The sequence below is a fragment of the Chryseobacterium lathyri genome, from assembly GCF_019970085.1.
GTDB lineage: Bacteria > Bacteroidota > Bacteroidia > Flavobacteriales > Weeksellaceae > Chryseobacterium > Chryseobacterium lathyri.
The window spans coordinates 347,172-372,193 of sequence record NZ_JAHXYG010000002.1 but is presented as its reverse complement, the minus strand read 5'-3'; the positions used below and the strand labels follow the sequence as shown (position 1 = coordinate 372,193).

23 protein-coding genes are annotated in these 25,022 nt (G+C 37.3%); 5 read left to right on the top strand and 18 right to left on the bottom strand.

The window, feature by feature from the left end; genetic code table 11:
• Positions 1–2: 2 nt before the first annotated feature.
• From LC418_RS07060 to LC418_RS06990, 15 genes are all read right to left on the bottom strand, one after another.
• Positions 3–467, bottom strand: a complete 465-nt coding sequence (locus tag LC418_RS07060; RefSeq protein ID WP_223558586.1) for a hypothetical protein — start codon at positions 465–467, stop codon at positions 3–5.
• A 24-nt stretch (positions 468–491) separates the two neighbouring features.
• Entirely contained in the window at positions 492–1,079 is a 588-nt protein-coding gene (locus LC418_RS07055; RefSeq protein ID WP_111955984.1) for an HAD family hydrolase, read from the bottom strand.
• Between the two features lie 5 nt (positions 1,080–1,084).
• Entirely contained in the window at positions 1,085–1,810 is a 726-nt protein-coding gene (locus LC418_RS07050; protein WP_111955982.1) for an SDR family NAD(P)-dependent oxidoreductase, read from the bottom strand.
• The gene (locus tag LC418_RS07045; protein ID WP_223558585.1) at positions 1,810–3,129 is read right to left on the bottom strand and encodes an FAD-binding oxidoreductase; all 1,320 of its coding nucleotides are present in this window, start codon (positions 3,127–3,129) and stop codon (positions 1,810–1,812) included. The genes LC418_RS07050 and LC418_RS07045 overlap by 1 nt, the downstream gene beginning before the upstream one ends.
• Positions 3,126–4,013, bottom strand: coding sequence for a decaprenyl-phosphate phosphoribosyltransferase (locus LC418_RS07040; protein WP_223558584.1), 888 nt, complete (start codon positions 4,011–4,013; stop codon positions 3,126–3,128). The genes LC418_RS07045 and LC418_RS07040 overlap by 4 nt, the downstream gene beginning before the upstream one ends.
• Before the next feature lie 108 nt (positions 4,014–4,121).
• Complete coding sequence (locus tag LC418_RS07035; RefSeq protein ID WP_111955976.1) at positions 4,122–4,811, bottom strand: YiaD family glycine zipper/OmpA-like lipoprotein; 690 nt, start codon at positions 4,809–4,811, stop codon at positions 4,122–4,124.
• A 24-nt stretch (positions 4,812–4,835) separates the two neighbouring features.
• Positions 4,836–5,327, bottom strand: a complete 492-nt coding sequence (locus LC418_RS07030; protein WP_111955974.1) for a lipocalin family protein — start codon at positions 5,325–5,327, stop codon at positions 4,836–4,838.
• Positions 5,328–5,452: 125 nt separating this feature from the next.
• Positions 5,453–7,135 (bottom strand): S8 family serine peptidase, encoded by a 1,683-nt coding sequence (locus tag LC418_RS07025; RefSeq protein WP_111956231.1) that lies wholly within the window; start codon positions 7,133–7,135, stop codon positions 5,453–5,455.
• 91 nt (positions 7,136–7,226) lie between these two features.
• Entirely contained in the window at positions 7,227–7,847 is a 621-nt protein-coding gene (locus tag LC418_RS07020) for a WbqC family protein (RefSeq protein WP_223558885.1), read from the bottom strand.
• Positions 7,848–7,906: 59 nt separating this feature from the next.
• Positions 7,907–9,553: a signal peptidase I gene (gene lepB / locus LC418_RS07015; protein WP_223558583.1), complete on the bottom strand. Its 1,647-nt coding sequence runs from the start codon at positions 9,551–9,553 to the stop codon at positions 7,907–7,909.
• A gap of 131 nt (positions 9,554–9,684) precedes the next feature.
• Complete coding sequence (gene dapB, locus LC418_RS07010) at positions 9,685–10,386, bottom strand: 4-hydroxy-tetrahydrodipicolinate reductase (protein ID WP_223558582.1); 702 nt, start codon at positions 10,384–10,386, stop codon at positions 9,685–9,687.
• A 71-nt stretch (positions 10,387–10,457) separates the two neighbouring features.
• The gene (locus LC418_RS07005; protein ID WP_223558581.1) at positions 10,458–11,114 is read right to left on the bottom strand and encodes a DUF5683 domain-containing protein; all 657 of its coding nucleotides are present in this window, start codon (positions 11,112–11,114) and stop codon (positions 10,458–10,460) included.
• Positions 11,115–12,005 (bottom strand): ParB/RepB/Spo0J family partition protein, encoded by an 891-nt coding sequence (locus tag LC418_RS07000; protein ID WP_223558580.1) that lies wholly within the window; start codon positions 12,003–12,005, stop codon positions 11,115–11,117.
• Positions 12,006–12,076: 71 nt separating this feature from the next.
• On the bottom strand, positions 12,077–12,850 hold the full coding sequence (locus tag LC418_RS06995; protein ID WP_223558579.1) for a ParA family protein: 774 nt from the start codon (positions 12,848–12,850) through the stop codon (positions 12,077–12,079).
• A 167-nt stretch (positions 12,851–13,017) separates the two neighbouring features.
• The gene (locus tag LC418_RS06990; protein WP_223558578.1) at positions 13,018–13,857 is read right to left on the bottom strand and encodes an energy transducer TonB; all 840 of its coding nucleotides are present in this window, start codon (positions 13,855–13,857) and stop codon (positions 13,018–13,020) included.
• Between the two features lie 384 nt (positions 13,858–14,241).
• Here LC418_RS06990 and LC418_RS06985 point away from each other — a divergent pair, with 384 nt between their 5' ends.
• The 5 genes from LC418_RS06985 to LC418_RS06965 all read left to right on the top strand — a co-directional run bounded on the left by LC418_RS06985 (position 14,242) and on the right by LC418_RS06965 (position 21,502).
• Positions 14,242–15,843, top strand: a complete 1,602-nt coding sequence (locus tag LC418_RS06985; RefSeq protein WP_223558577.1) for a hypothetical protein — start codon at positions 14,242–14,244, stop codon at positions 15,841–15,843.
• Positions 15,844–16,070: 227 nt separating this feature from the next.
• Entirely contained in the window at positions 16,071–17,963 is a 1,893-nt protein-coding gene (locus LC418_RS06980; RefSeq protein WP_223558576.1) for a hypothetical protein, read from the top strand.
• 151 nt (positions 17,964–18,114) lie between these two features.
• Positions 18,115–18,942: an N-acetylmuramidase domain-containing protein gene (locus LC418_RS06975; RefSeq protein ID WP_223558575.1), complete on the top strand. Its 828-nt coding sequence runs from the start codon at positions 18,115–18,117 to the stop codon at positions 18,940–18,942.
• A 277-nt stretch (positions 18,943–19,219) separates the two neighbouring features.
• Positions 19,220–20,014 (top strand): FkbM family methyltransferase, encoded by a 795-nt coding sequence (locus LC418_RS06970; RefSeq protein WP_111955950.1) that lies wholly within the window; start codon positions 19,220–19,222, stop codon positions 20,012–20,014.
• Positions 20,015–20,023: 9 nt separating this feature from the next.
• Positions 20,024–21,502, top strand: a complete 1,479-nt coding sequence (locus LC418_RS06965; RefSeq protein ID WP_223558574.1) for a lipopolysaccharide biosynthesis protein — start codon at positions 20,024–20,026, stop codon at positions 21,500–21,502.
• Here the strand turns inward: LC418_RS06965 and LC418_RS06960 are convergent.
• From LC418_RS06960 to aspA, 3 genes are all read right to left on the bottom strand, one after another.
• Entirely contained in the window at positions 21,495–22,541 is a 1,047-nt protein-coding gene (locus LC418_RS06960) for a glycosyltransferase family protein (protein ID WP_223558573.1), read from the bottom strand. The genes LC418_RS06965 and LC418_RS06960 overlap by 8 nt on opposite strands.
• A 137-nt stretch (positions 22,542–22,678) precedes the next feature.
• The gene (locus tag LC418_RS06955; protein WP_223558572.1) at positions 22,679–23,533 is read right to left on the bottom strand and encodes a glycosyltransferase family 2 protein; all 855 of its coding nucleotides are present in this window, start codon (positions 23,531–23,533) and stop codon (positions 22,679–22,681) included.
• 68 nt (positions 23,534–23,601) lie between these two features.
• Positions 23,602–25,002: an aspartate ammonia-lyase gene (gene aspA / locus LC418_RS06950; protein WP_223558571.1), complete on the bottom strand. Its 1,401-nt coding sequence runs from the start codon at positions 25,000–25,002 to the stop codon at positions 23,602–23,604.
• Positions 25,003–25,022: the final 20 nt, after the last annotated feature.

Here is a 25,022-nt window from a genome sequence, read left to right as displayed (position 1 = left end):
TTTTATTTTGAATATTTTAATTCTACTGAGGTAAACTGATAATCTGAAGGAACAGCAAAAATAAACCAAGGGTTTGAAAGCATCTGAATTTCCATTCCGCCTGATGGTGTTTCGGGAACCTCCACATAAAGGATATTGTTTTTCACAGTGGTACTTTTAATCGTACCAATCGTATGGCTTCCCGATCTGAAGCTACCCATATTATACAGAACCACTTTTTTGTTTTTTGGAAATTTCGGATAGTTTATGGATGGTTCTTTGCCCAACTCAACAAGGCCGAAACTTCCTTTGATAACATTACGGAATTCCTGTTCATCCTTAATGATCTTAAATCCGGCCTTGTCCGTGCCGCCTTGTGCCTCGGAAACAAGCAGTTCAGTACTTTTCTGCATTCCTGATGGTTTTTGAGACGGCGTAGCTGCACAGCTCATAATGATTGCAGTACATAAAATAAGCAGTCCTTTCATTTTTACATTTTTTATCATCCAAAATTAGTGAAAAAATTGGTAATGACCTTCATTTGCCCATTTCAGCATCTGCCGATCCCCGGAAGTATCTCCGAAAGCGATAATTTTATCGTATTTAGAGTCGCTTATCTCAGCTTTTATTCTTAGAAGTTTTTCCTTTCCATTGCAGTTTTTGCCAATGAAATTTCCCGTAAAAATACCATTTTTAAACTCTGCACGGGTGGATACAAGCTCCATTTTCAGTTCTTCAGCAAAAGGTTTTACCCATATATCCAGAGAAGCAGTTACCAATAAACTCTGTGTATTATCCCTATCGATATTTTTTATAAAGTCAAGAGCATTTTCTCTCACAATCTTTGGATAATGCTGTTCAAAAAACTGTTTGGACTTCATCTCAATCTTTTCCTGTGTCTGTCCTTTCAGAATAGATCCTATAAAGCTTTTCTTTACTTTTTCGGTCTCGGCAAGCTTCAGTTTCAAGAGGATGAAAAGAGGAATGTGTCTTAAAAATTGCATCCTGAATTTTGTAGAATCATAGAATTTAAGATACATGAACATGGTATCCTTATACGTCAGGGTTCCGTCAAAATCAAAACAATACAATTTTTTCATTTTTACTAAAGCTTTAATTTTTTAAATATAAATTCAGGTATATTCCTGATAATCATCATTATAATACTCCATATCGGCAAAACATATGCCACATTCTTCTGCTTTTTAAACGCATTGTAAATGCAGTCTGCAGCCTGTTTTGGTGTTGCGGTCAGTTTCGGATTCAAAGGTAGTCCTTCGGTCATTTTTGTAGCCATAAATCCAGGTTTTATGGTAAGAACATGTACTTTTTTCTCAAAAAGATAGTTACGGAGCCCACTAAGATACGCTGTAAAAGCCGCTTTTGCACTTCCATAGATGAAATTACTCTGCCTCCCACGGTCTCCTGCCACTGATGACAGCCCGATGATGGTTCCTGATCTTCTGCTTTCAAATTTCTGTGCAAAGTAGTTCATAACGGGAACCAGCTTTGAATAATTAATGTTAATGATCCTTTCTGTATTCCTGTTATCATAAAGACCTTCTTCGGTCCCATCTCCTAAATATCCTGCAGCACAAAATAATACATTTGAACTGACATGATCAAATGTATTATAATCAATCTCTTTCATCAGATCAATTTCAATTACTTCGGACTGCTGCAGAAACTTTACATCAATATGCCTCGCGAATCTTTCAGTAGTTTCTTTGTTTGAAGTGAAAAGATATATTTTTTCAAATTTCTCCCCTTCCTGCAGGGCCTTTTCAACAAAAGCCTGTGCCACCTCAGATGTACTTCCCAGAACTATCATTATGAATTGTTGTTTATGATTCGTTTGTGCTGTAATGACACAAATTTTGAACTTTGAATGTTTTTAAGATAATTCGTGAGTGAAGATCTGCTCATGCTGTCTTTCGTAAGATAAATCCTTCCTCCGAACTGCTGCACAATATTATCTAATTTCTCAACAAGTTTTTCCAGCTTTGAATTGACCTTAAAATCAAGGGCCAGCGTATAGCCTTCAAACGGAAATGAATTATAAGCCTCCGGATTGTTTTTCCCGAAAAGTTTCAAGACAGCCAGAAACGAACCATTCCCACTTGCTGCAATAGTTTCGAGGATCTTTTTCATTCCTTCTTTACCTGTTTCTTTCGGAATCACCATCTGGTACTGGATGAAGCCGGCTTTTCCGTAGATCTTATTCCAATCGTTGATAGCATCCAGAGGATAAAAAAATGTTTCATAATCAACGAATGATTTAACTTCTTTTTTTGCCTGTTTTTTGTAATACAGGAGATTGAAGATCTTCACGGTTAATGCATTCAGCACAAAGCCCGGAAAATAAAAAGGAACTGTGGGCTGTAATTTTTTCTTAAGTCTTAGTGGCTGTTTCGCCATATTTTGTGGAAGCTCGTGCTGAAAAGCGTGCTCGCCTCTCATTAAAATGCTTCTTCCTAAATTTTTACCTTTCTGAAGACAGTCGATCCATGCAACTGTATACGTCCAGTTTTCGCTTTCTTCAAAGAGTCTGAAGATTTCGTCCAGATTCTCTGCTTTTATGCTTTCCTGACGGATATAGGCAGATTCTATATTTTTAAGTTTGAATTTTACGGTAAGAATAATCCCGGTAAGTCCCATCCCTCCAATAGTAGCCCAAAATTTATCTGGGTTTTCCTCTCTGGAACACGTAATGATGTTTCCGTTTTCCGTCATCAGCTTAAATTCGGTGACATATTCTGAAAAACAGCCTTCCGCATGATGGTTTTTACCATGAACATCGGAGGCAATAGCTCCTCCCACTGAAATAAATTTCGTGCCAGGAGTTACATAAAGAAAATATCCCTGCGGCACCGAAATTTCAAGCACATCTGACAGCAATACTCCGGATTCACATTCTATAATACCGTTAAGACGGTCGAAACTGATAAATTTATTTAATTTTTTGGTAGAAAATATGGTTTCTCCCAAAGATGCATCACCATAGCATCTTCCGTTTCCTCTTGCAATAATTTCGTTATGATTGAGTACAAATTCTTTTATCTTTTTGAAGCTGTCCTCAGATCTCATTTCTTTTTCTACTACCGGGAAATTGCCCCAGTTTGTAACTTTCTGTATGAAATTCGGCTTCATTTTTTAAAATAAATCTGGATTAAGAATGCCGCTACCCAAAGTATTAAAGTGATCTGGATATATCGGTCTCTGTACACAATTTTCGTAGGAGATTCTGTTCTGTTATATACTAATGTCTGTTGAAGATATCTTAAAAAAGCAAAGACTACAAATATGACAGTATAAAAAACTCTCTCATGAAACCGTGCCTGAACTTCAGGCGAAAGGGTAAACATGAGATAGCAGACAATGGCTAATGTAACTGAGATGGACAGCGCAATATCTGCAAACTGTACATTATACCCGTCCAGTGCTTTCCTTGTTTTTCCGGAAACCTGAGCATTAATAAGTTCTCCTCTTCTTTTTCCAATCGCTAAAACCAATGCCAAGACAAAAGTTAGTAAGATCGCCCACTGGGAAATACCTATTTCTGTAATATAACCGCCAGCTAAAACCCTCAGCACAAAGCCTAAAGCGATAATAAAAATATCAATGATCGGAACATGCTTAAGTTTAAAGGTATAGGCAAGATTGACTGCAATATAAAGTCCAATGATTATAGCGAATTTCCATAGGGGTTCGTGGAAGTAAAACCTTGCAAGAAACACAAGAGCAATATCAACGATCATAAGGGCTGCAAGGATTGCCAAAGCTTTGGCTTTAGAAACAGCTCCGCTTGCCAGAGGCCGCCTTCTTTTCTCAGGATGCTTTCTGTCTGCCTCAATATCATTATAGTCATTCAGAATATAGACAACACTTGCTGCAAGGGAAAAAATAATAAATGCAAAAATACTTTTATTAAGTAGGTCTAAATTGGTAATATTTCCGGAAAAAAACAGAGGGACGAAAACAAACAGGTTTTTCACCCATTGTTCTACACGGAGAAGTTTAAAGTATTTCTTCATTTATGCTATTTCGGTTACAAAAATAGTGATTTCAAAATTTACACCATAAAAATACAAAAAAAACCGCCGAGGCGGTCTTTTACGAAAATATTTATATAATTAAATTAATTACTGCCCTTGCTTGGCATCATTAATCATTTTCTCGTTAGCTGTAATGGCAAACTCCACTCTTCTGTTTTTAGCTCTTCCTTCGTCTGTATCGTTGGTAGCTACCGGCATAGACTCTCCTTCACCTTTTGTAAACATTCTGCTGGAAGCAATTCCTTTTCCTGACAAATAAGCTTTTACAGCGTCTGCTCTTCTTTGAGAAAGAGAAAGGTTATAAGCATCTGCACCTTTGCTGTCTGTGTGACCGTAGATATTGATATTAGTATCTGGATTATCTACAAGAACTGTAGCTAGCTTATCAAGGTTGGCCTGAGCAATAGAAGTTAAATTTGAAGAGTCAAAAGCAAAGTTAACAATGCTTTCGTTCATGGTAATTTTAATACCGTCACCTACTCTTTCTACTTCAGCTCCAGGTAAAGTTTCCTTAATCTGCTTAGCCTGCTTATCCATTTTATTACCGATTACGTTACCAGCAACACCACCGATAATACCTCCTAATACTGCTCCTAATGCCGAGTTTTTACCACTTCCCACATTATTTCCCAGAATACCTCCGATCACAGCTCCTGAAGCAGCACCTACTGCTGTACCTCTCTGCTGATGATTAGAATTCTGAACAGCTTCACAGCTTGTTAGCAATAATGCTGATGATAAGAAAAGAGCTCCTATATATGTTTTATTAAATTTCATTTTTTTAATCTTTTATATTGATAATTATTTCATTCCTGTTCTCTGGAAGTTGTAAACAACCTGTACTGTGCTTCCATCAAACGGAACGCTTTGTACAAGTGAAAACTGATCTGTAGACTGGTTAGTAATCGTTAAAGAGTATCCTACAGTATTTTCTTTAGCTTTAGTTCCCTCAGCGATTTTTTTAAACAAGAAAGTATTGCCGTCTTTTACTTCAAATTTAATTGGACGTGTAAGGCTTGGACAAGCTCCACCTCCGTTTAAAGTATAGGCACCGGTGTAGTTATTGGGAATTAATCTCCAATGACTTCCTACAAAACACTGGGCATCTGCACCTTCGTCAAAAGGCTTGATTTTAAACCCTTTTTCATAGTCCACGCTAACAATCTGCCAGTCGCCTTTTAATTTTAAGTATTCGACTCTCTGGTTTTGTGATGTTTCTGCTTTTTTCACTGAGGAACAAGACACTGCAAAAAGTGATGTTCCAATCATCCCTGCAAGTAGTAACTTTTTCATTTTGTTGTTTATTATTTTGTTATTTATAAAGTTACAAAAAACCGTGCCAAATTGAAAGATAAAAATAAAAAAAGTCCGAAATTTTCGGACTTTAAATGTTTTCTCCTTATATACAGGAAGATATACTATTTTTTAACAGCCTTTTTTACGGATTTCGTAGGCTTATTGCTGCTTGAAGATTTTCCGTTGTAGAAATTGGTATAGGCATATTCTGCGGCCTTTTGAAGATCTATAACACCTCCGGCCTGAGAATATTCAGGAAATTTGTTATCCGCATTAGGATTACTGCTTTTTACCAATGCTTCAATTATCTGGTATGGCTTCAGATTAGGCATATAGGCAAGTAATACTGCTGCAGCTCCGGCTACTACCGGGGATGCCATAGAGGTTCCCTGAAGATATTTGTATTCGTTTTTAGGAACTGTAGAATAAATTTCTTCACCCGGTGCAAAAACATTTACCATTTTCTTATTGTAGTTAGAGAAATCTGCTCTAAGTTCGTTATTTCTGTTGGTACTTGCTCCCACAACCAGCACGTTGTTCACAAACGGTTTTTCATCTGCAACATTTTTAAAATTGGTAGGGAAAGCAAGGTGTTCGGCTACATCTTCGTTTTCATTACCCGCTGCTTTTACTAAAAGAACACCCTTATCTTCAGCATATTTGAAGGCATCCCACACAACATTTTTACCTGGAGACACCGGTTTTCCGAAACTCATGTTTAACACTTTTGCTCCGTTATCTACTGCATATCTGATAGCGTTTGCAACGTCTTTATCTCTTTCGTCTCCGTTTGGAACGGTTCTTACAGACATGATCTTAGCTACTTTGGAGGCTACACCATACTGTATTTCTTTTCCTTGAGGAAGGCCGGCAATAATTCCCGCCACGTGTGTTCCGTGTTCCGCATCTGGTCCCTCATAGTCATTATTCCCATAGTTTTTCTCAGAATAATCGTCGTAATTATCTCCAACGATTTCTTTTCTTGGGTCATAGCTCAGATCATATTGTTTCGATTGTGGAGTAAAATGATCGATAGCTTCCTTCATCTGCTCTTTCATTAGTTTTTCGAACTCTGCAGAAGATTTTCCTTTGAATTCAGGGCTTTGAGAAACCTGACCTAAAACATTAAGAGCAATAGCATCTTTCTGATCGGTAGGAGGTTTAATTCCCTGTAAAGTTTCTGCAGTAACAGGCTTACCTCCCAACAATTTTACCATGTTTGGAATAATACTGTTGATCATAGTATAGGTCTGCAGGTTTTGTTTTGCTTCTATGCTTTTTTTGCTGAACAGCTCTTTAGACTTCATATACATAGCAAACTCTTCGGGCATTTTTGCCTGGTTCGCTTTGTTTTTTGCAGAATCATCACTTTCGAAAACAGGTTTATATTTAGCAACAACTCTTGTTACTTCCATATTGTCTATATCGATGTCACCATTTTTGCCACCTATAAAATTCCAGCCGTGTATGTCATCAATATATCCGTTTCCGTCATCATCTTTTCCGTTTCCGGGAACTTCATTAGGATTAGACCATACATTTTTTACAAGGCCCGGATGGTCAACCTGAACACCACTGTCTAAAACTCCTACAACAACAGTTTTAGGCTTAAGACCTTTGGATTCTAAATATTTATATGCGTTTGCCGTATTTACTCCATATACTTTTGTTGCAGAAAAATCTTTATGATACCAAGTCATCAGATCTTTATCCTCTTTCGGGTCAATGCTCTTAGCCTGTGCTTCCTGAGCATATGAGAAACTAAAGCCTGCCAGAAAAACAGCAGCTAATAATACCTTTTTCATATGTTGATAATTATTTTTTCTTAAGTCATATGCAATCGCCATTTTCATTGTTTTATTTTCATAGAATTTTGTTAGCGGCGATTTCATGTTATTATAATTGTTTAATATTTTTTATATAAGTCAGAGATTCAGGGCCTTTGTTACAAATAAGATCCAGAACTGATAAATCTTCCAAAAATCCCAGCTTATCAGAGAAGGTCTGATAATATTCGTCCATTTGAAATTCTGAAGGATGTTTAGCCGAAAATTTCTCTCTAAAATTAATGCTTTCAGGATTTTTGATATATTCTTCATTCAAAGACTGTGCCTTTTCTGTTTTAAGAATCTGCTGTATGACTTCTAATCCTTTAAGGTTGAAATCGATGAGGTATTTCTCTTTCAGTTCATATATTTTCCTGAATTTATCTTCATAATATTCAAAATAAGGAGAACTTTGGTAGGCTGTCTTAATGGATTTCCAATGCAGATTTCTCCAGTCTTCCCTGTAAGAGATTTCAATATCTTTAAATTCTCTTTTTCCGTTATGATTGATAGGAATTATTAGAGAGAGCTTTCCGTTTGCCCCATAGATATTGGTTCTGTTTCTATAGGTCTGTTTAGGAAAATTTTCAAACTGTTCAAATATAATCTTGTTCTCAGGATTTAAAAACACTGAAAACCATGAAATCGGTGGCATATAAAATACCGGCAATAATACATTCGTCATATTCATGATGCAAAAATGAAGCATTTTTTCAAATACTTCATTTTATTTTTAAGTTTTAGTTTAAATTATACTTCGTCTTCCGTTTTTTTCTTTCCGAATAGTTTCATGAAATACTCCCATCCAAAGAAAAGAATAAGAATCATTGCAGCAACCCACCAGTAAGATGTTTTGTTGGCTTCACCAGTGTTTGTTGCTTTGAACATTCTATCCCAACGAATCTTAAATGGAGCCTGATAAGAAGAGCTGCTGTCTGAAAAAGCACCCTGAAGGCTCATCCAGGTAAACATAGGTTTTCCCACAATATTTTCTTCAGGAACAAAACCAAAGAATCTTGCATCGAGTGACGCATCTCTGTTATCTCCCACCATCATATAATAATCCTGTTTAATAGTGTATTGGGTCGCTTCTTTACCATTAATAAAAATCTTCCCATTCTTATTTTCCAGACTGTTATGTTCATATTCAGAAATAATCCATCTGTACTCAGGCAGAGTTTCCTGGTTAAGTGTCACCACATCTCCTTTTTTAGGAATTTTTAAAGGTCCGTACCAATCCTGATTCCATGGTTTGTTAATCGGGAAGATGGACTGTGTGGTATCTATTTTTGTTTTTGCTTCGTCTCTGTAGTATACTGCAGCTTCTCCTTTTGCTGTAACGTCCTCTTTCATATCAATGACCTGTGGAAGCTGTTTGATTTCCTGAGCCGTTTTATCTGTCAGTCCCTGGAAAGCGTAAATATATCCTTTTTCTCCTTGAATTTCCTGTACAGGTAAAAATCCATAGGCGTTATATAATGCAGGGATATCAAGCTGGCTTCCGGTATTTACAATATATCTGTGCTGTACTTCCTGATCTCCTAAAACCGTTTCCGGTTTTCCGTTAACGAAAAGTCTTCCGGCCCTCATTTCAAAGGTATCACCGGCAACAGCCACACATCTTTTAACATATGGATCTTTTCTGTCGATCGCTGTATGTACAGAATCACGTGGATAGTTGAAAACAACTACATCATTTTTCTGAGGCTTACTGAACTGGAAAATTCTTGTATAAGGTAACTTTATGCCATCAACATAAGATTTAGGGTCATCTTTTGGATTTCCTTTCTGTCCTGTATCCATAATGGTCCCCTGAAGGAATGGTATCGCTACAGGACGCATTGGCATTCTGTATCCATAGCTCCATTTGTTCACGAAAAGGAAATCACCTACCAGAAGTGTTCTTTCCATAGATCCTGTAGGAATTCCGAACGGCTGGGTTACAAAAACGTGAATAATGGTTGCAAAAACCACTGCAAAAGTAATAGATCCTAGGAAAGTATCTTTCTTTTTTGCATTTTTATCTTCGTCTGTCATGAACAGATCGTTGGCATTTTCATCTTCTATTTCTATATCTTTAGAATAGTTTACCGTTGCCATATAGATAAATGGCAGGATCACTGTAAGCAATTGATGCTGAAAAAGGGTTTTCCCAAATTTTTTCATTAAATAAATATGGAAAACAGACATCATAATAGGTCCCACTATCGGAAGATAGGACAGGATAGCCCACCATTTCGGGTGTTTTGTTTCTTTTAATATAATGAAGTAATTATAGAAAGGTATAAATGCCAATAATGGGCTATACCCCATTTTTTTGAACAGTTTCCAAGTGGAAATCCCCATCAGTACAGACAAAATGAGAACGTATACTGTATAAGTTAAAAAATAATTCATAGTTTTTTTGTGCCTATTCTAAGTATATAAATGATAAATGATGAGTAATAAATGATTACAGCGTTCTGCTATTTTTAATTTACTATTCATCATTTTTTTATTGGTATGCAATTTAAAGAATTTGTTACAAATTAAAGTCCTAAAACGTCTTTCATGGTGAAGTTTCCTTTTTTGTCTTTAATCCATTCTGCAGCGACTACAGCTCCGAGTGCGAACCCGTTTCTGTTGAAGGCTGTATGTTTTATTTCAATTTCGTCAACTTCACTTTTATAATAAACGCTATGGGTACCGGGAACCTCATCTTCACGGATGGCAAAGATTCCCAGTTCTTGTCCTTGGGTTTCTTCCAGTTTCCAGGCATTAAATTTAGGATTATTTTTGATAATTCCTTCAGCAATGGAAATTGCGGTTCCGCTGGGAGCATCTTTTTTGTGGACATGGTGAATTTCTTCCAGCTGGCAGGAGTATTCATCCACATTTTTCATGATATCGGCTACTTTTTCGTTGAGGGCAAAAAATAAATTCACACCCAAGCTAAAATTAGAACCGTATAAGAATGCACTATCGTTGTCTACAGCAATTTTTTCAATTTCTTCTTTTTTCTCCAGCCAGCCTGTAGTACCGCAGATCACGGGTACTTTATTTTCAAGACAGGCTTTGATGTTCTCATAAGCTGCTTCCGGCAATGAAAATTCGATGGCAACGTCAGGATTATTAAGATTTTCAGCTGTTGGAGTTTCTTTAAGGCGGGCCACTATTTCATGACCTCTCTTCTGTGCAATCTCATCAATGATCTTCCCCATTTTACCGTATCCAACTAATGCTATTCTCATGTGATATCTTATTTTATTATGGTCTCAAGGAACTTTATACAGTCCTGATGAGCTTTATTTAAAATTTAAATTTAAAATCTATAGCTTAAACTTAAGCCTGTTTTCGGGTTTGAAAATCCATACTGATCCTGAATCACCGTAGGATTGAAGCTCAGATCAGGATCATGGCGGCTCTCGTAAAGATGCGCATCCACCACGGCATCTACAATGTTCAGGATGTAGATAAGACCTGTAATGGCTATAGCGTAATCTCTTTGTCTTTTGTATCTGTCCTGGGCGTTTCCGAAAGCTTTTTTATCCAGCCAAGGATGACTGTCTACAAATTCATTAGGTGTTCCGTTAAGTTTTGCCACATAATATTCTCTGTACTTTTTGTACTGGTTATTACTCCAGATTGTATATCCGATTCCGGCTCCTACGGCTCCCCAGACAATAGGGATTTTGATGTATTTTTTATTATAATACTGTCCTAATCCCGGAAGAACTGCAGAATACAGCCCGGCTCTTGTAGGATTCAGCTTAATGGTTTTCTTTGTAGGCCCATTTGCATTTTCAAGATCTTCAATGATCTTAGCTTCTGATTTTACTGTTTTTGCGGGTTTCACAGTTTTAGTAACAACTACACTGTCTTTCGGAAGAGGCCCTATACGGACTGTGTCGCTGGGAGCTACCTGCGAATAAGCGAAAGCAAAAATGCCCAAAAAGAATGTGAAAAATAATTTCTTCATTTATTTAATATGGGATAAAATATATTCCAGTTCTTCTTCATTTTTGAAGTCCAGAAGAATTTTACCTTTTTTTCCGTTGCCGGAGGTTTTGATTTCTACTTTTACGTCTAAAATATCGGCAATGGTCTTCTGTGCTCTTTTATAATTGTTGGAGAGTTCAGTATTGACTTTTTTTGCTGCCGGTGATTTAGGATTCTTCAATGTGGTAGCAGCCTGCTCAGCCTGACGTACATTGAGTTTTTCTTTGATGATCAGATCAAATAAAATTTGCTGATGTTCTTCACTTTCAAGACTGATGATGGCTCTTCCGTGCCCTGCAGAGATTTCTCCACTTCTGATTGCATTCTGAATATCAGGATTCAATCTTAGAAGTCTGATGGAATTGGTAATGGTACTTCTGTCCTTTCCTACTCTCTGGCTAAGATTTTCCTGGGTAAGGCCAATCTCATCCAAAAGTCTCTGATAGGTTAAAGCAATCTCAATAGCATCAAGATCCTCTCTCTGGATATTTTCAACAAGAGCCATTTCCAAAAGCTCCTGATCGTTTACCAAACGGATATAAGCAGGAATTGTCGGAAGCCCGGCAATTTTACTGGCGCGGTAACGTCTTTCCCCTGATATGATTTCGAATTTTTCACCGTCTTTTCTTAAGGTAATCGGCTGGATTACCCCTAAGTTTTTAATCGACAGGGCAAGTTCGTTTAATGCTTTTTCGTCAAAATAAGTTCTCGGCTGGGTCGGATTCGGATAAATATCCTCAAGGGCGACCTCTACGATATTCCCTACAAACTTATCTGCTCCTTCATCGGTCGCGGAGTTGATACTTGCTTTGGATTCAGCGCTCAAAATGGCGCCCAAACCACGTCCCATAGCTCTTTTTTTGTCCTTCATATATATAATCTATAAATGATGATTGATAAGTGATGGTCCTCATTCACTTATAGGGTCCATTTATTATTAAATTAATTTTTCACTAAATTTTCATTCTTCAGCAGAACTTCTTCTGCCAGCTGAATGTATTGTATAGCGCCCTTACTTTCTGCATCGTAATTCAGAATACTTTCTCCAAAGCTCGGCGCTTCACTCAATCTTACGTTTCTGCTGATGATGGTTTCAAAAACCATGTCAGGAAAATGTGAATTCACTTCTTCAACAACTTGGTTAGATAATCTTAATCTGCTGTCGTACATGGTGAGAAGAAGTCCTTCAATACCAAGATCTTTATTGTGGATCTTCTGTACATTTTTAATGGTATTCAAAAGCTTACCCAATCCTTCCAATGCAAAATATTCGCACTGGATCGGAATGATTACAGAATCTGCCGCAGTAAGGGCATTAACTGTAATAAGCCCTAAACTCGGTGCACAGTCTATAATGATATAATCATAATCTTCTCTCACTTCTGCCAATGCTTTTTTAAGCATATACTCCCGGTTTTCTTTATCCACGAGCTCAATTTCAGCTGCTACCAGGTCAATATGTGATGGGATGATATCCAGATTGGGAGAGGCAGTTCTTTTGATACAGGTTCTTGTATCTGCACTGTGCTCCAATAGATTATATGTAGAGTACTGAACATCTTCCACACCAAGCCCAGAGGTTGCATTAGCCTGTGGATCAGCATCAATGATCAATATTCTTTTTTCCAATACCCCTAATGCTGCCGCCAGATTTACAGCTGTTGTAGTTTTTCCTACTCCTCCTTTTTGATTAGCGATACCTATGATTTTTGCCATTATTAGAACTTTAGGATTCAAAAATACACTTTTTTCTTTGCTCTGTATGAATGGAGAAATTCAAAATTGAGTTAAAGTATTGTTAATAAACGCTTTAACAATTAAAAAAATTATCCACAAAAAAAATTCTTTGTGGATAACTATTTTAAGATTTGTTTTTATGTCAATTATTCGAAGTTCATGGTGATTGGAAATTTGAAATAACTTCTTACCGTTTCACCCTGCTTATTTTTAGCAGGCTTCCATAATCCTTTTACATTTTTAATGGTTCTGATCGCTTCATTATTAAATTCAACGTCTTTACCATTCGCCTTTAATCCGGAAATTGTTCCGTCTTTTTCTACGATAAAGGTTATCACTGTTTTCATAGTATCTCCATTGCCTTCAAAGCCTGAACTGTCAAAATTGTTAATGACCTTATTTCTGAATGCATCAATTCCTCCGGAAAATGCCGCTTCGGAAGCAAGTTCATCACCACTTGCAATATGATTGTCAGGAACTTTTGCCGGTGGTGTAGGTGGGATATAAGGTACCGCTGGGCCTGTTCCTACCTGAGGAGGCACGGGATGATAATTTGTTGTTGCAATCGTTCCTTCCGGATTACTTGTCGGCCCGGCAACTGCTCCTTCAATTTTTTTTACTACTTTTTCAGTCCGTACATGTGCTGTAGGTTCCGGGATAGTTGCATCGTAGGTTTTCATTTTTTCCGGCTGAACGGCTGGCAACTTGATCTCTACAGGAGGAATATCAGGCTGATCAACATCCTTAACATCAAATGGTCCAAAATCACAAGCTATGATTTGCTCCGTAATTTTTGGTCCCTGTAAAGCCGAAATCACAAGCGGCGTTATGGAAATAGCAGCCAATAAACTCACGCCCACAAAAAGCGCTTTGGTTAATAATCTATCTGATTCATTTCTTAATACATAGGCACCATATTCTTTGTTGCGGTGCTCGAAAAGAACTTCGTTAAAACGAAATTCCTGGTTTTGGTTTTGGTGTTTCATCACTATTAAATATTTAAACTGTTAAAAAATCAGTGATTATTAGTTTTAGTGTTCTTATCGATAAGTATTGTTTCGATATCAAAACATTTGCCAATTTTTTATCAAAACATCAATATTTTAAAAAACATTATAACAATATGCAAAATTTAACATTCCAATCAATCAAAAATACTCAAAATTCAACCTCAATTCATTTTATTATTCGTAAAAAACCAGTCATTATTTACAAAATACATATCATAAAATTAAAAACAGTGAAAACCACATTAAAAAACAGGAAAAACACTGATGAATCAATTGCAATACTGAAATACATTTGTACCATAGAAAATCGGGGAAGCTGAAAACCAAAAAGAGTAAGCAATTTTTAAAAAACTTATAATTATGCCAACTTTAACTCAAGACGCAAAAACAAATTCATTAATGAGCATGCTTTTAAAGCAGGTCTACGACACAGTAACCAACGGAGGAAATCCGGAACATTTGGGAACAGATGATTTTATTGCCTTTGATCCGGTAGGGATTACACTTTCGGAAGATACTTTTGATTATGCACTAAACGGTCTTTTCGGAGATGCTCCCTCACCCAAACCAATGCTGGACGGAACAGGAAAACCTATCCTGGATGCCAACGGGAATCCAAAAATAGATATGGAAGCTTACCAGACCGCCTTATCTAACAGCAAATTCAAAAAGTATCTGCAGATGGAACAATTTGCCGCAATGGTAGATTCAGTACCTTCTCATTTACCACCACTTACTGAAGATGGAAAAGGAAGAGCCATTACCATTATGACTGATTCTGAAAAAAGAGTTTCCAAAGTATATGAGGATCTTTTGCAGTGGTCTGTAGTAGTGGACACAGATTTTGATCAGAAAGTAGAGAAAAAACTGGGTTCTCTGAGAGACAAATTATTCAAAATAAAAAAGGTGAAGAATCCTGATTTTGATGAGAACGCACCGATAGATGACCTGAACAAGCCTGAACTGATCCATACGTTTGTAGCGCCTACTTATGCAAAATATGTAGAGTATCAGATGAAATATTATGATATCGTGGATGCCAATAACGAAATCAGAATTGCTGCTGACAATGGGGATACCGACGCAATGGCCAAAATATCCATTGACGGAAAAAACATGAAAAAGCGTGAAGATGCTGCCTTGAAGGCCTGGCAATCTTTAGGCTACAAAGAAGCTGTAGAAAGAATTCAAAATTACCTGAGTGAGATTGAGGAAAAGCATATGCTTGTGATCAAGAAGAGAATACAGGCAGAATTCAGGAACAGCCAGAGAACAAGAATTTTAGATTATACAAATTACTCTCCATGTATTCCGGTAGCAGCCAATGCCTTGAGAGAATCAAAAGGATGGCCTGAAATCTCTATTTCACAAGGGAAAAGCAATTACGATTATTCTAAATCGATTCATAACTGGGGAGCTGCAGGAGGTTTCAGCATGGGATTATTTTCCATTGGAGCAAAAGGAGGAGGAAAAAATGAAAAAACGCAGATCAACTCTGATTATTCCAGCATGAATATCTCTTTTAAAATCGGAAAGGTAAAAGTAGAAAGAGGCTGGTTCAATCAGCAGTTTATAGAATCCAAATACTGGAAGCTTCACGAGCAGTCTCCACAAGCATTAAACGGGGATATGATCAGCGATGGAAATGGAAAAGGACTAATGCCATCTATCATCACGGAGCTGATTATCGCCAAAGATGTTTCCCTGGATTTCAAAGACAGCAGCTCTGCTTATACTGATGCTAAAAATTCCATATCTGCAGGAGGTGCTGTAGGAATAGGACCTTTCGTAATTGGCGGAAACTATAGCTACGACAATCAGAATGTAAAATCCAGCTATGACTGGGATGGTAAAAAACTGACCTCAAAAGGAATTTACATTATCGGTTACAAATGCCACATCGTACCGAAGTCTCCAAATCCGAATCCTGAGATCAAAAAATGGGCGGACGGAAAATCATAAGCAGAAAGGAAGTCTGAAGCCGGAAGAAGGAAGTTATTGAGTACTAAGATGCAGTCACAGTGTAGTTTTAATTAATTTTTTGAGAATTATTAAAGATGCATGTACCCTACTAACTTCCAGCCTCCCTTCTTCCCTCTTCCCATCTTACACCATAATATATCCTTCTCAATAGAATGGCCGGCAGAAATTTTTCTGCCGGTTATTCACCTAAACTAAAAACGATAACCATGAAATATTTTGTAGCTGTTTACCAGAAACTTAAGAACATTTATATGTCACAAAGCTCGATGGAAAATGATCTGCCTATGATCTGCCCTTCTCTGCGCATTTATGACAATGAGGAACTGGAACTTCTGAAACCACAAAGCCTGCTGAATGATGAACAGAAAAAAGCGCTTTCGATCATTAAAAAACAAAATGTAGCGTATGAACTGAACTCTGTGCCGATCTCACCCAATTTTTGGGATCTTAACCCCAATAATTCTTTGTTTGATATTTACAGGGACATCCTGGATAAAAACAACCTGAAAAACCTGGAAGAAAATCTCGATAAGGTCCTTGAAAACAAAAGCACCCTTCTTTTTGATGCAAAAAACAGCGACACCAAAGAGTTTAAAGCTTATAAAAAATACAGAGTACTTTATGAAGACGCCGTCAATAAAGTAACCGATCATCTGTTGCTGTTTGACGGGCTGGAAACTGATGAGGAAAAAAGAAACTGGAATGACCGGCTTGTCAACTTAAACAACCTGAAAGAACTGGCTTTTTCTGAATGGAAAGTAAAAGGCAACAAAGATCATATTGAAAAGGAACTGGCAAGGATCAACAGATCTTCTGATGCTGATCTTTATCTTGCTATGGCGCAAAATGCAAAACATACTTTTGAGGCTGCAGAAAAAACTGATGTGATCAGCAATTCCTCAATTCACGACATTAATTTTATCCCGTATGATTTTATGGAAAATGAATCGGGTTGGAACAGCATGCGTATTGAAAAATCCGAACTTGAAGGACTTCACTCCGAGGCAAAAAACAGCAATGAAAACATTCCTTCTGAGATTTTATCTATAGATTATGACGAAAGCATGATCCAGGCCGTGGAAATGGATTATTCTTTTGTGCATTTAAAAAGAAACTGGTTCAATAAAAATTTTATGCTTTCCAATTATTTTGAATGGAAGGAGCCTAAAAAAATATCAGACGGGCAGACGATATCCAATGATTTCAAGCTTCCGGCATTTCCAAAAACCATGATCCTAATTAAAAACCTGAAAGTGATCCTTGATCCGTCTATTATCAGCACCAGTGTAAGCAATGCGGAACAGCTGGTTTATTTCGGGCCTATGGTAATGAAACAGCAGGTTTTCATCAATAAAACCAATAACCAGAAGTTCCTGAAAGCGATCACCAACGTGAAAACCATCAAATCTGATCAGCTTAATTATCTGGCTAAGAAAACAGCTATTGTCGAAGCGCAAAAAGTAAACGTCATTAATAATTTTTCTGCCAGAACAGCCTTAGATCCGGAACCGGTAGAAAATATGAAAGCCACAGTCAACGCCTCATTTGCAGGAAAAACTAATATGGGAAATATCCTGAATAACATTAAGAATTTAAGCCCTCTCAACCCGGCTCCACACGGAGCCAGCCCGGTACAGCCCACACCTCAGCCTACCAACCCAATTAAAACTCCATGGGGATCATGGGGTCCGAAGTTCCCGACTATTCCAACCCCAATACCCAACCCGACTCCGACGCCAATTCCTATTCCTGTTCCGCCACCGCCTACAGATGCTCTTGTACAGTTCCGGATCTCTGACAAAGTCAATAATGAACCTATCTATAAATGTGCTATTTCTATTAAAGGCACCAATAACAACAGGATTTTTGAGATCGAAAGCAATGAAGCAGGCATGATCAATCAACTGATTCCTCTTGGGGAATACAGCATTGAGCTAAGAATTGATGATTATGCAGTTTTGAATCAGAATTTCAGTGTTACCAGCTCGATGCCTCTTAACCTTGAATATAAGCTTCAACGGGAGGAAGTAAAATTTAAATCCTTTTTCCTGATTGGAATGATCTGTGAGAGGATGCCGCAGATACCGGTTAATCAGTAATTGAGAAAAGAGGAAAGAGGAAAGATCCAAGAATCAAGAATCAAGATATCAGACTTGAGATTTTGAGACTTTATACTTTATACATGAGATGCCGGATTGAATACTTGGCCATCGTACTTTATCTAAAAATATTCATCATTAAAAAACTATCATGAAACTTTTAAAATATTATACAAAAGCACCGGAAGTGCTTACATTATGCGAGATCCTTTATCAACTTGGATACAGCATTAAGATCTCAGATTCATTTACTCTGGAAGTGGATGCAGCCGTGAAAGATTTCCAAAGTAAAAATTCTTTGGTTGTAGACGGAATCGTAGGCGTAAAAACCTGGGCCGTTCTTCTTGAAAAAGACGAAAAACCCCTGAGCCAGACCGATAAATTTTTGAAAGAAGAAGATCTTATCCATTTTGCAAATGAATACAATCTGGAGCTAGCTGCCGTAAAGGCCGTGAACGAAATTGAAAGCAGCGGAAAAGGATTTTTGATCAACAATAAGCCAAAAATTCTGTTTGAAGGTCATGTTTTCTGGAGTGAGCTTAAGAAAAGAGGCATTGATCCTACTTCTTACTACAATTCAGACAGCCAGAATGTTCTTTACCCAAAATGGACAAGAGCCTATTACCAGGGCGGTGTGAAAGAGTATGACAGATTAAATGAGGCCATCAGCCTGGGTGGCAACCCTAACTTTAAAGAGGCTGCACTGTCTTCTGCTTCGTGGGGAAGTTTTCAGATCATGGGTTATCATGCCAAAAACCTGGGTTACAGCAATGTAGATAATTTTGTTTCGAAAATGGAACTCAATGAAGGTGAACATTTGAGAGCATTCGGAAAATTTTTGGAGAAGAATAACTGCCTTGTTCATCTCAGAAATAAAAACTGGGCGGGTTTTGCGAAGCTTTACAACGGAGCAGGCTACAGGGAAAACAAGTACGATGAGAAGCTTGCGAAAGCTTATGCAAAATATGCACAAAATTAAATAAGCAGTTTTTTTAAGTTCCTGCAGAGATATATAGATTCAAAGTTGCTTATAGCTTTTTTGAACTTCTATGATCTGTGGGAATTTTGTTTTTAATAGAAACAATGCTGAATGGTTTTACAGAAACGTTTTTAGAACAATGCCAACCTGTTTAAATTCAATTTTTTACAAGCCATATTCAAAAGCTACAATTTGATAATCAAGAGGTTATATTTGTTATTTTTTAACATTAGTTTAACATTTTTGTTTATCTTTGCTTTTCGTCAAATAACTAAGAATGTCTTTATACCAAAAAATTGCAGAAAAACTACAATATATAAGTCCGAGTTTTTATAAAAAAAGATATTTTAAGAATTTAAACAATCTTACTAAGAATAATTTTTCGGCACGCAACGTAGAACCGGAACTGGTATGGATTAAGGAATACCTTCCCAAAAATGCTGTAATACTGGACATCGGGGCTAATGTCGGAACTTTTCTTTATCAGTTGGAACATAAGCTGAACCATGAACATATTTATGGTTTTGAACCCAACAAGAAGCTTTACCGCCGCCTGAAAAGACTTTTCCCAAGAATGAGAATATTCCCTTTAGCTCTTTCTGACGAAAATACAATTGCCGAATTTAAGGTTCCTATTATTAATGGCAAGCTGATTGCTTCCCGGGGAACTTTAAACACCTCTTACAAAGAGAAAGGTGAGGAAAAAAGCTATACGGAAAAAGTAAAAGTGATCAAGCTGGACGAATGGGCCGCAATAGAACATTTTGACAGACTGGATTTCATTAAGATAGATGTGGAAGGAAATGAAATGAAAACCCTGTCCGGTGCTAAAAAAACCATCATGCGGTTCCTTCCGACACTGATGGTCGAAATGGAGCAGAGACATCACAAAAACCCGATCTGGAATGATATTTCCGAAGTAAAAAGCTGGGGATACGAAGCACAATATCTTAACCGTGAAAGTTTTAAGCTGGAACTCCTGACGGAAGAGATCTTAATACACAACACCAACGATGAAAAAAACAAGACCAGCTATATAAACAACATTATTTTTACGCCAAAAAACCATTAAAAAAACATTATGAGTGTAGTAGCGAGACAGGGCTTCAAATATTCCATCATAGGTTATATTGGTTTTCTGCTGGGTACCATATCCGCCATTTTTATCTTTCCGTACAATTTTGAATTTTATGGAAAACTCCGTTATATCCTGCCTACTGCCGAGATGCTGGTTCCTGCTGTAGTATTGGGAATCTCTTATTCCAACGTGAAATTTTTCCACAGGGTAGAAAAAGACGGCAAGAAACAGAATATGCTGTCACTGTCGCTGCTTACCGTGTTTGTTAATTTTATCATTTTTACGGGTGTATTTTTTGTACTGCCTTATCTTTTCCCAAAATTCAGACATTCGGAAGCATGGAAATTAAAGGAAATGATTCTTCCCCTGATTCTCATCCTTTCTTTCTGTGCAATTTTTAATAAATATACCTCCAATTATAAGAGAATTGTAGTATCCAATATTTTTGACAATCTTTTCCCTAAGATTGCCAACCTGGGAGCTTTCTGCCTGTTCGCTTATTTTTTACTCTCGCAGAAAATAGCGTTTGCTTTCTTTTTCGGAATGTTTGCTCTGATGCTTTTCGGATACGTTTATTATACGAACAAGCTTGAAAAGATAAAGCTGGACTTTAATACGGATTATTTTAAGAAGGATAACTTCTGGAAAGAATTTTTCAATTACAGCTTTTTTGGATTTCTGGGAACTTTCGGAAATTATCTGGCGATCAACAGTTTCATGATCGGCGAGTTTCTGGGAATGGAGGAAGTGGGGATCTATTCTGTTCTTTATGCTCTGATTTCTCTGATTTCAATTCCACAGCTGGGATTGTTCAACATCTCTGCCCCAATCATCAATAAAACACTGGTTGAGGGTGACATGGAGGAACTGGACAGGTTTCACAAAAAGACATCATTATCCTTATATTTTTTAGGCGCGGTTTTATTTTCATGCATCATGGTTGGTTTTCCTTATCTGACGGAATTTATGCCTAAAAACGGAACGATGCTTAGAGAATATGAGCCCGTAGTATGGATCTGGGGTTCTGCAGTTTTAATTGATCTGGCGACAGGCTTTAACGGGAATATCATCTCGCTTTCCAAGTATTACAGATTCAATATCCTGATTATGCTTCTTCTGGCTGGACTCACGGTTGGACTGAATTATTATTTCATTAAAAATACAGATCTGAAGCTGATTGGGATTGCTTTATCTACCGCTATTTCACTCACAACTTACAATGTCATCAAGATCGCTTTCAACTATTTTGTTTTTAAAGTGTCTCCGTTGACGATTGAAATGATATTTGTTTCTATCATATGTACTTTAGCGATCACTGTGGCGATTGTTTTACCAACTTTCCATAATAATTTCATCAACCTGATGTACAAACCAGCTGTTGTTCTGGTATTGATCTACATCGGAAATTATTTCACCAAAGTATTCCCACTCGAGGATTATCTGAATGCAAATTTTATCAAAAGTATTTTTAAATTTAAATAGAAATTAAACCCGAGAGAACATCTTCCAATTTTTTTAAAACTAACTTTTTGCTGTAGTTTTTCTGGAAATCAAAGCGCGTATTTTTAAGCATTTTAAACTGCTCCAGAATATTATCCGACTCAGGAACAATAAATCCTAATTTCGAAGGATAATCTTTAGGAAAAACAGTCATTTTGCCATATTTGATAGCATCACCCAAGTTTCCGGTCATTTTGGTCAGCCCATAAATTTCTTCCCTGCTGAAAAATTCTGTTTTCTGCTGAATCGGACACCACAAAACATCTGCATTCTGCATCCATTTTTCAAAATCATCATGGGAAACCCGGTCTGAAAAATATTGTATAGAAATATTTTCCGGAAGTTTTTGAGACATTTTTTCCAACTGATCCAGCTCACTGTCTTTGGCTTTTCCAAGAAATATGAATTCATATTTCTCTTCAGCTTTTAAATTTTGAATGGTTTTAAAAACATGATGGTAATCTCTTCTTTTTTGTGAAACACCCCCCGGAATCACAACTGTAAGATCATTGTTTCCCTGTTTTTCAAAATTCTTGTTATAAAAAAGAGGGAAAAATTTATAAATATCAGATGAAAGCTCTTCATCTAGTACCAATAAATTCTTAGCATTCCTGTATGCTTTTGAGGTATAAAAAAGACCTTCTTTCCACCAAAGCTTCAGCCGGTAAATAATATCCCCCTTAAAAATACTTTTCATCAAAGCACCTTTTGAAGCTACAGAAAAATTCATATTATGAACAATAACCGATACATTATATTTCTGAGCCAATGCATGAAAGGTGTTGAAATATCGATGAACCGTTCCAATGATGACCAGATCATATTTCTTTAATTTCAACTGCTCCATGATCATGGAACTGTCAGATAAAAATATTGTTTCGCCGTCCTCCACAATCAAATCTTTAATCTTTTTCGAAAAATAGTAATCTACACTGAAATCCGAAGAATCCTTCATGATATCCATGAAAGCCTGCGCAATTTCTGCGTGGGTATCTATTTCTATGTAAGCGATTTTTTTCAATTGGAATTAGAGGTTAGAGGTTAGAGGTTAGAGGTTAGAGGTTAGAGGTTAGAGGTTAGAGGTTAGAGGTTAGAGGTTAGCAAAGGTAAAATGTTTGACTTAATGTCAATTTATCTTTTGCAGTTTTATAATTGTGATTATATTTTCAGCCATTTTTTCTTCAGCATTGCCCACCGTTTATCGTTGATAGCTTTTTGCTCTTCTTTGGAGATCTTCAGTTCCAGTTTAGCTGTTTTGCAGGCTTCATAAGCTTTAATGATCTTAAAGAAAAAGGAAACAGATCTGCTCTTCGCAGCTTCCTTTGAAGAAGCGATGTAGGCAAGAAACCTGTTCAGACCTAAAAAGTAAAAATATCTGCCGTAATAGTCTGCCGGTCTGATTGTATAATCCGCACCTTTTACCTTGATCAGTTTTACCTGCAGCTCAGGAATAACAACTTCTTTCCAACCTAGGTTTTCCAAAAGAATAGAATCAATATTGTCCCAGCCCAGCGTTTCTCTCAATCCTCCGATTTGAACGAAAGATTCTTTGCGATACGCTTTCATAGGGCCTCTTACATGATGCTTATTCGAATTCCCTTCATATACCCAGCCTCCATCTTTTTCCACATATAACAAACCACCAACAAGTCCATATTCAGGATTGTTTTTGAATGCATCCCCTACTGTTTCTAGATAATTTCTGGGAAGGATAATGTCGGCATCAAATTTACAGATGATATCAAATTCATCCGTATTTTGGGTTTTCAGTCCGTTTTTGAATGCACTCACCACTTTAGAACCTGGCTGATGGGCAGATTTCTGAAGATTCACCGTTTCAAAACGGGAATCATTTTCTGTATATTTTCTGATTATTTCGGCCGTCCCGTCTGTAGAACCGTCATTAACCACCACGGTTTGGAAATCCTTAAAGCTCTGCTGCTGTAAAGAATCCAGTGTGAATAAAAGATTTCCTTCTTCGTTATGTGCAGGAATTATGATTAAAAACCTCAAGCTTTTGAATTTATAAATGATAAGCGATAAATGATCCTAATGAATTATCATTTATCGCTTAAATTATTTTATTTGTTATGCGGTTTCAGCATGTTTTTAGGATCAAGGATCTCATCGAGCTTTTCCTGGGAAAGAATTCCTTTCTCTAAAACCAGATTGTAAACACTATTCCCTGTTTCAAGAGCTTCTTTAGCAATCTCCGTAGATTTCTTGTATCCAATATATGGGTTAAGTGCTGTTACAATACCAATGCTGTGCTTTACCATATTCAGGCAGATTTCCTTGTTAGCAGTAATTCCTACAACACATTTTTCACGAAGCGTATCTAAAGCATTGCAAAGGAAATTAATGTTTTCCATGATCGCATGGGAAAGTACAGGCTCCATTACGTTAAGCTGCAACTGCCCTGCTTCTGCAGCAAAAGTTACGGTTAGATCATTCCCAAATACCTTAAAGCAAACCTGGTTTACTACTTCCGGGATAACAGGATTCACTTTTCCAGGCATAATGGATGATCCAGGCTGCATAGGAGGAAGATTGATCTCAAATAATCCGGCTCTTGGGCCTGAAGAAAGCAGTCTCAGATCATTACAGATCTTTGAAAGCTTCACGGCAAGACGTTTTGTAGCAGAAGAATAAATTACATAAGAACCTGTATCCGGTGTTGCCTCAACCAGATCCGGTGCGGAAATAACCGGAAAACCAGTAATCTGAGCGAGGTTTTTCGCACAAAGTGTTGCATAGCCTACCGGAGCATTCAGCCCTGTACCAATGGCGGTCGCTCCCATATTCACTTCTACAAAAAGGCTGGCATTGTTGTTTAATTTAGAAATATCTTCTTCCAGAGTAGCTGCATATGCTTCAAACTCCTGTCCTAAAGTCATTGGAACAGCATCCTGAAGCTGGGTACGGCCCATTTTGATTACGTCATGAAACTCTTTTCCTTTGGCCCGAAAAGCTTCGACGATTTTTTCAAGTCTTTCAACAAGTCCGATATTCATATGCAGCAGTCCCATCTTGATAGCTGTAGGATAGGCATCATTGGTGGACTGAGAAAGATTGATATGGTCATTTGGTGAACAGAATTCATATTCACCTTTATTTTTTCCTAATTTTTCTAAAACAATGTTGGCGATCACTTCATTCGCGTTCATGTTGATTGAAGTCCCGGCTCCTCCCTGGATCATATCCACAGGGAACTGCTCATGGTATTTTCCGGCTATAATTTCATCGCATGCTTCCGCTATTTTGAAATACAGGTTTTCATCCAGCAGACCCAATTCATAATTGGTTTTTGCCGCTGCTTTTTTCACAAAGGCCAGACCTTTGATAAAATCCGGATATGAAGACAGAAGCTGTCCCGAGATTTTGAAGTTATCGATCGCTCTCTGCGTCTGCACCCCGTAATACGCATCTGCAGGCACATTGAGTTCGCCCAACAGATCGCTTTCTTTTCTGAAATTTTCCATTACAGATATTTTAGCTGTTT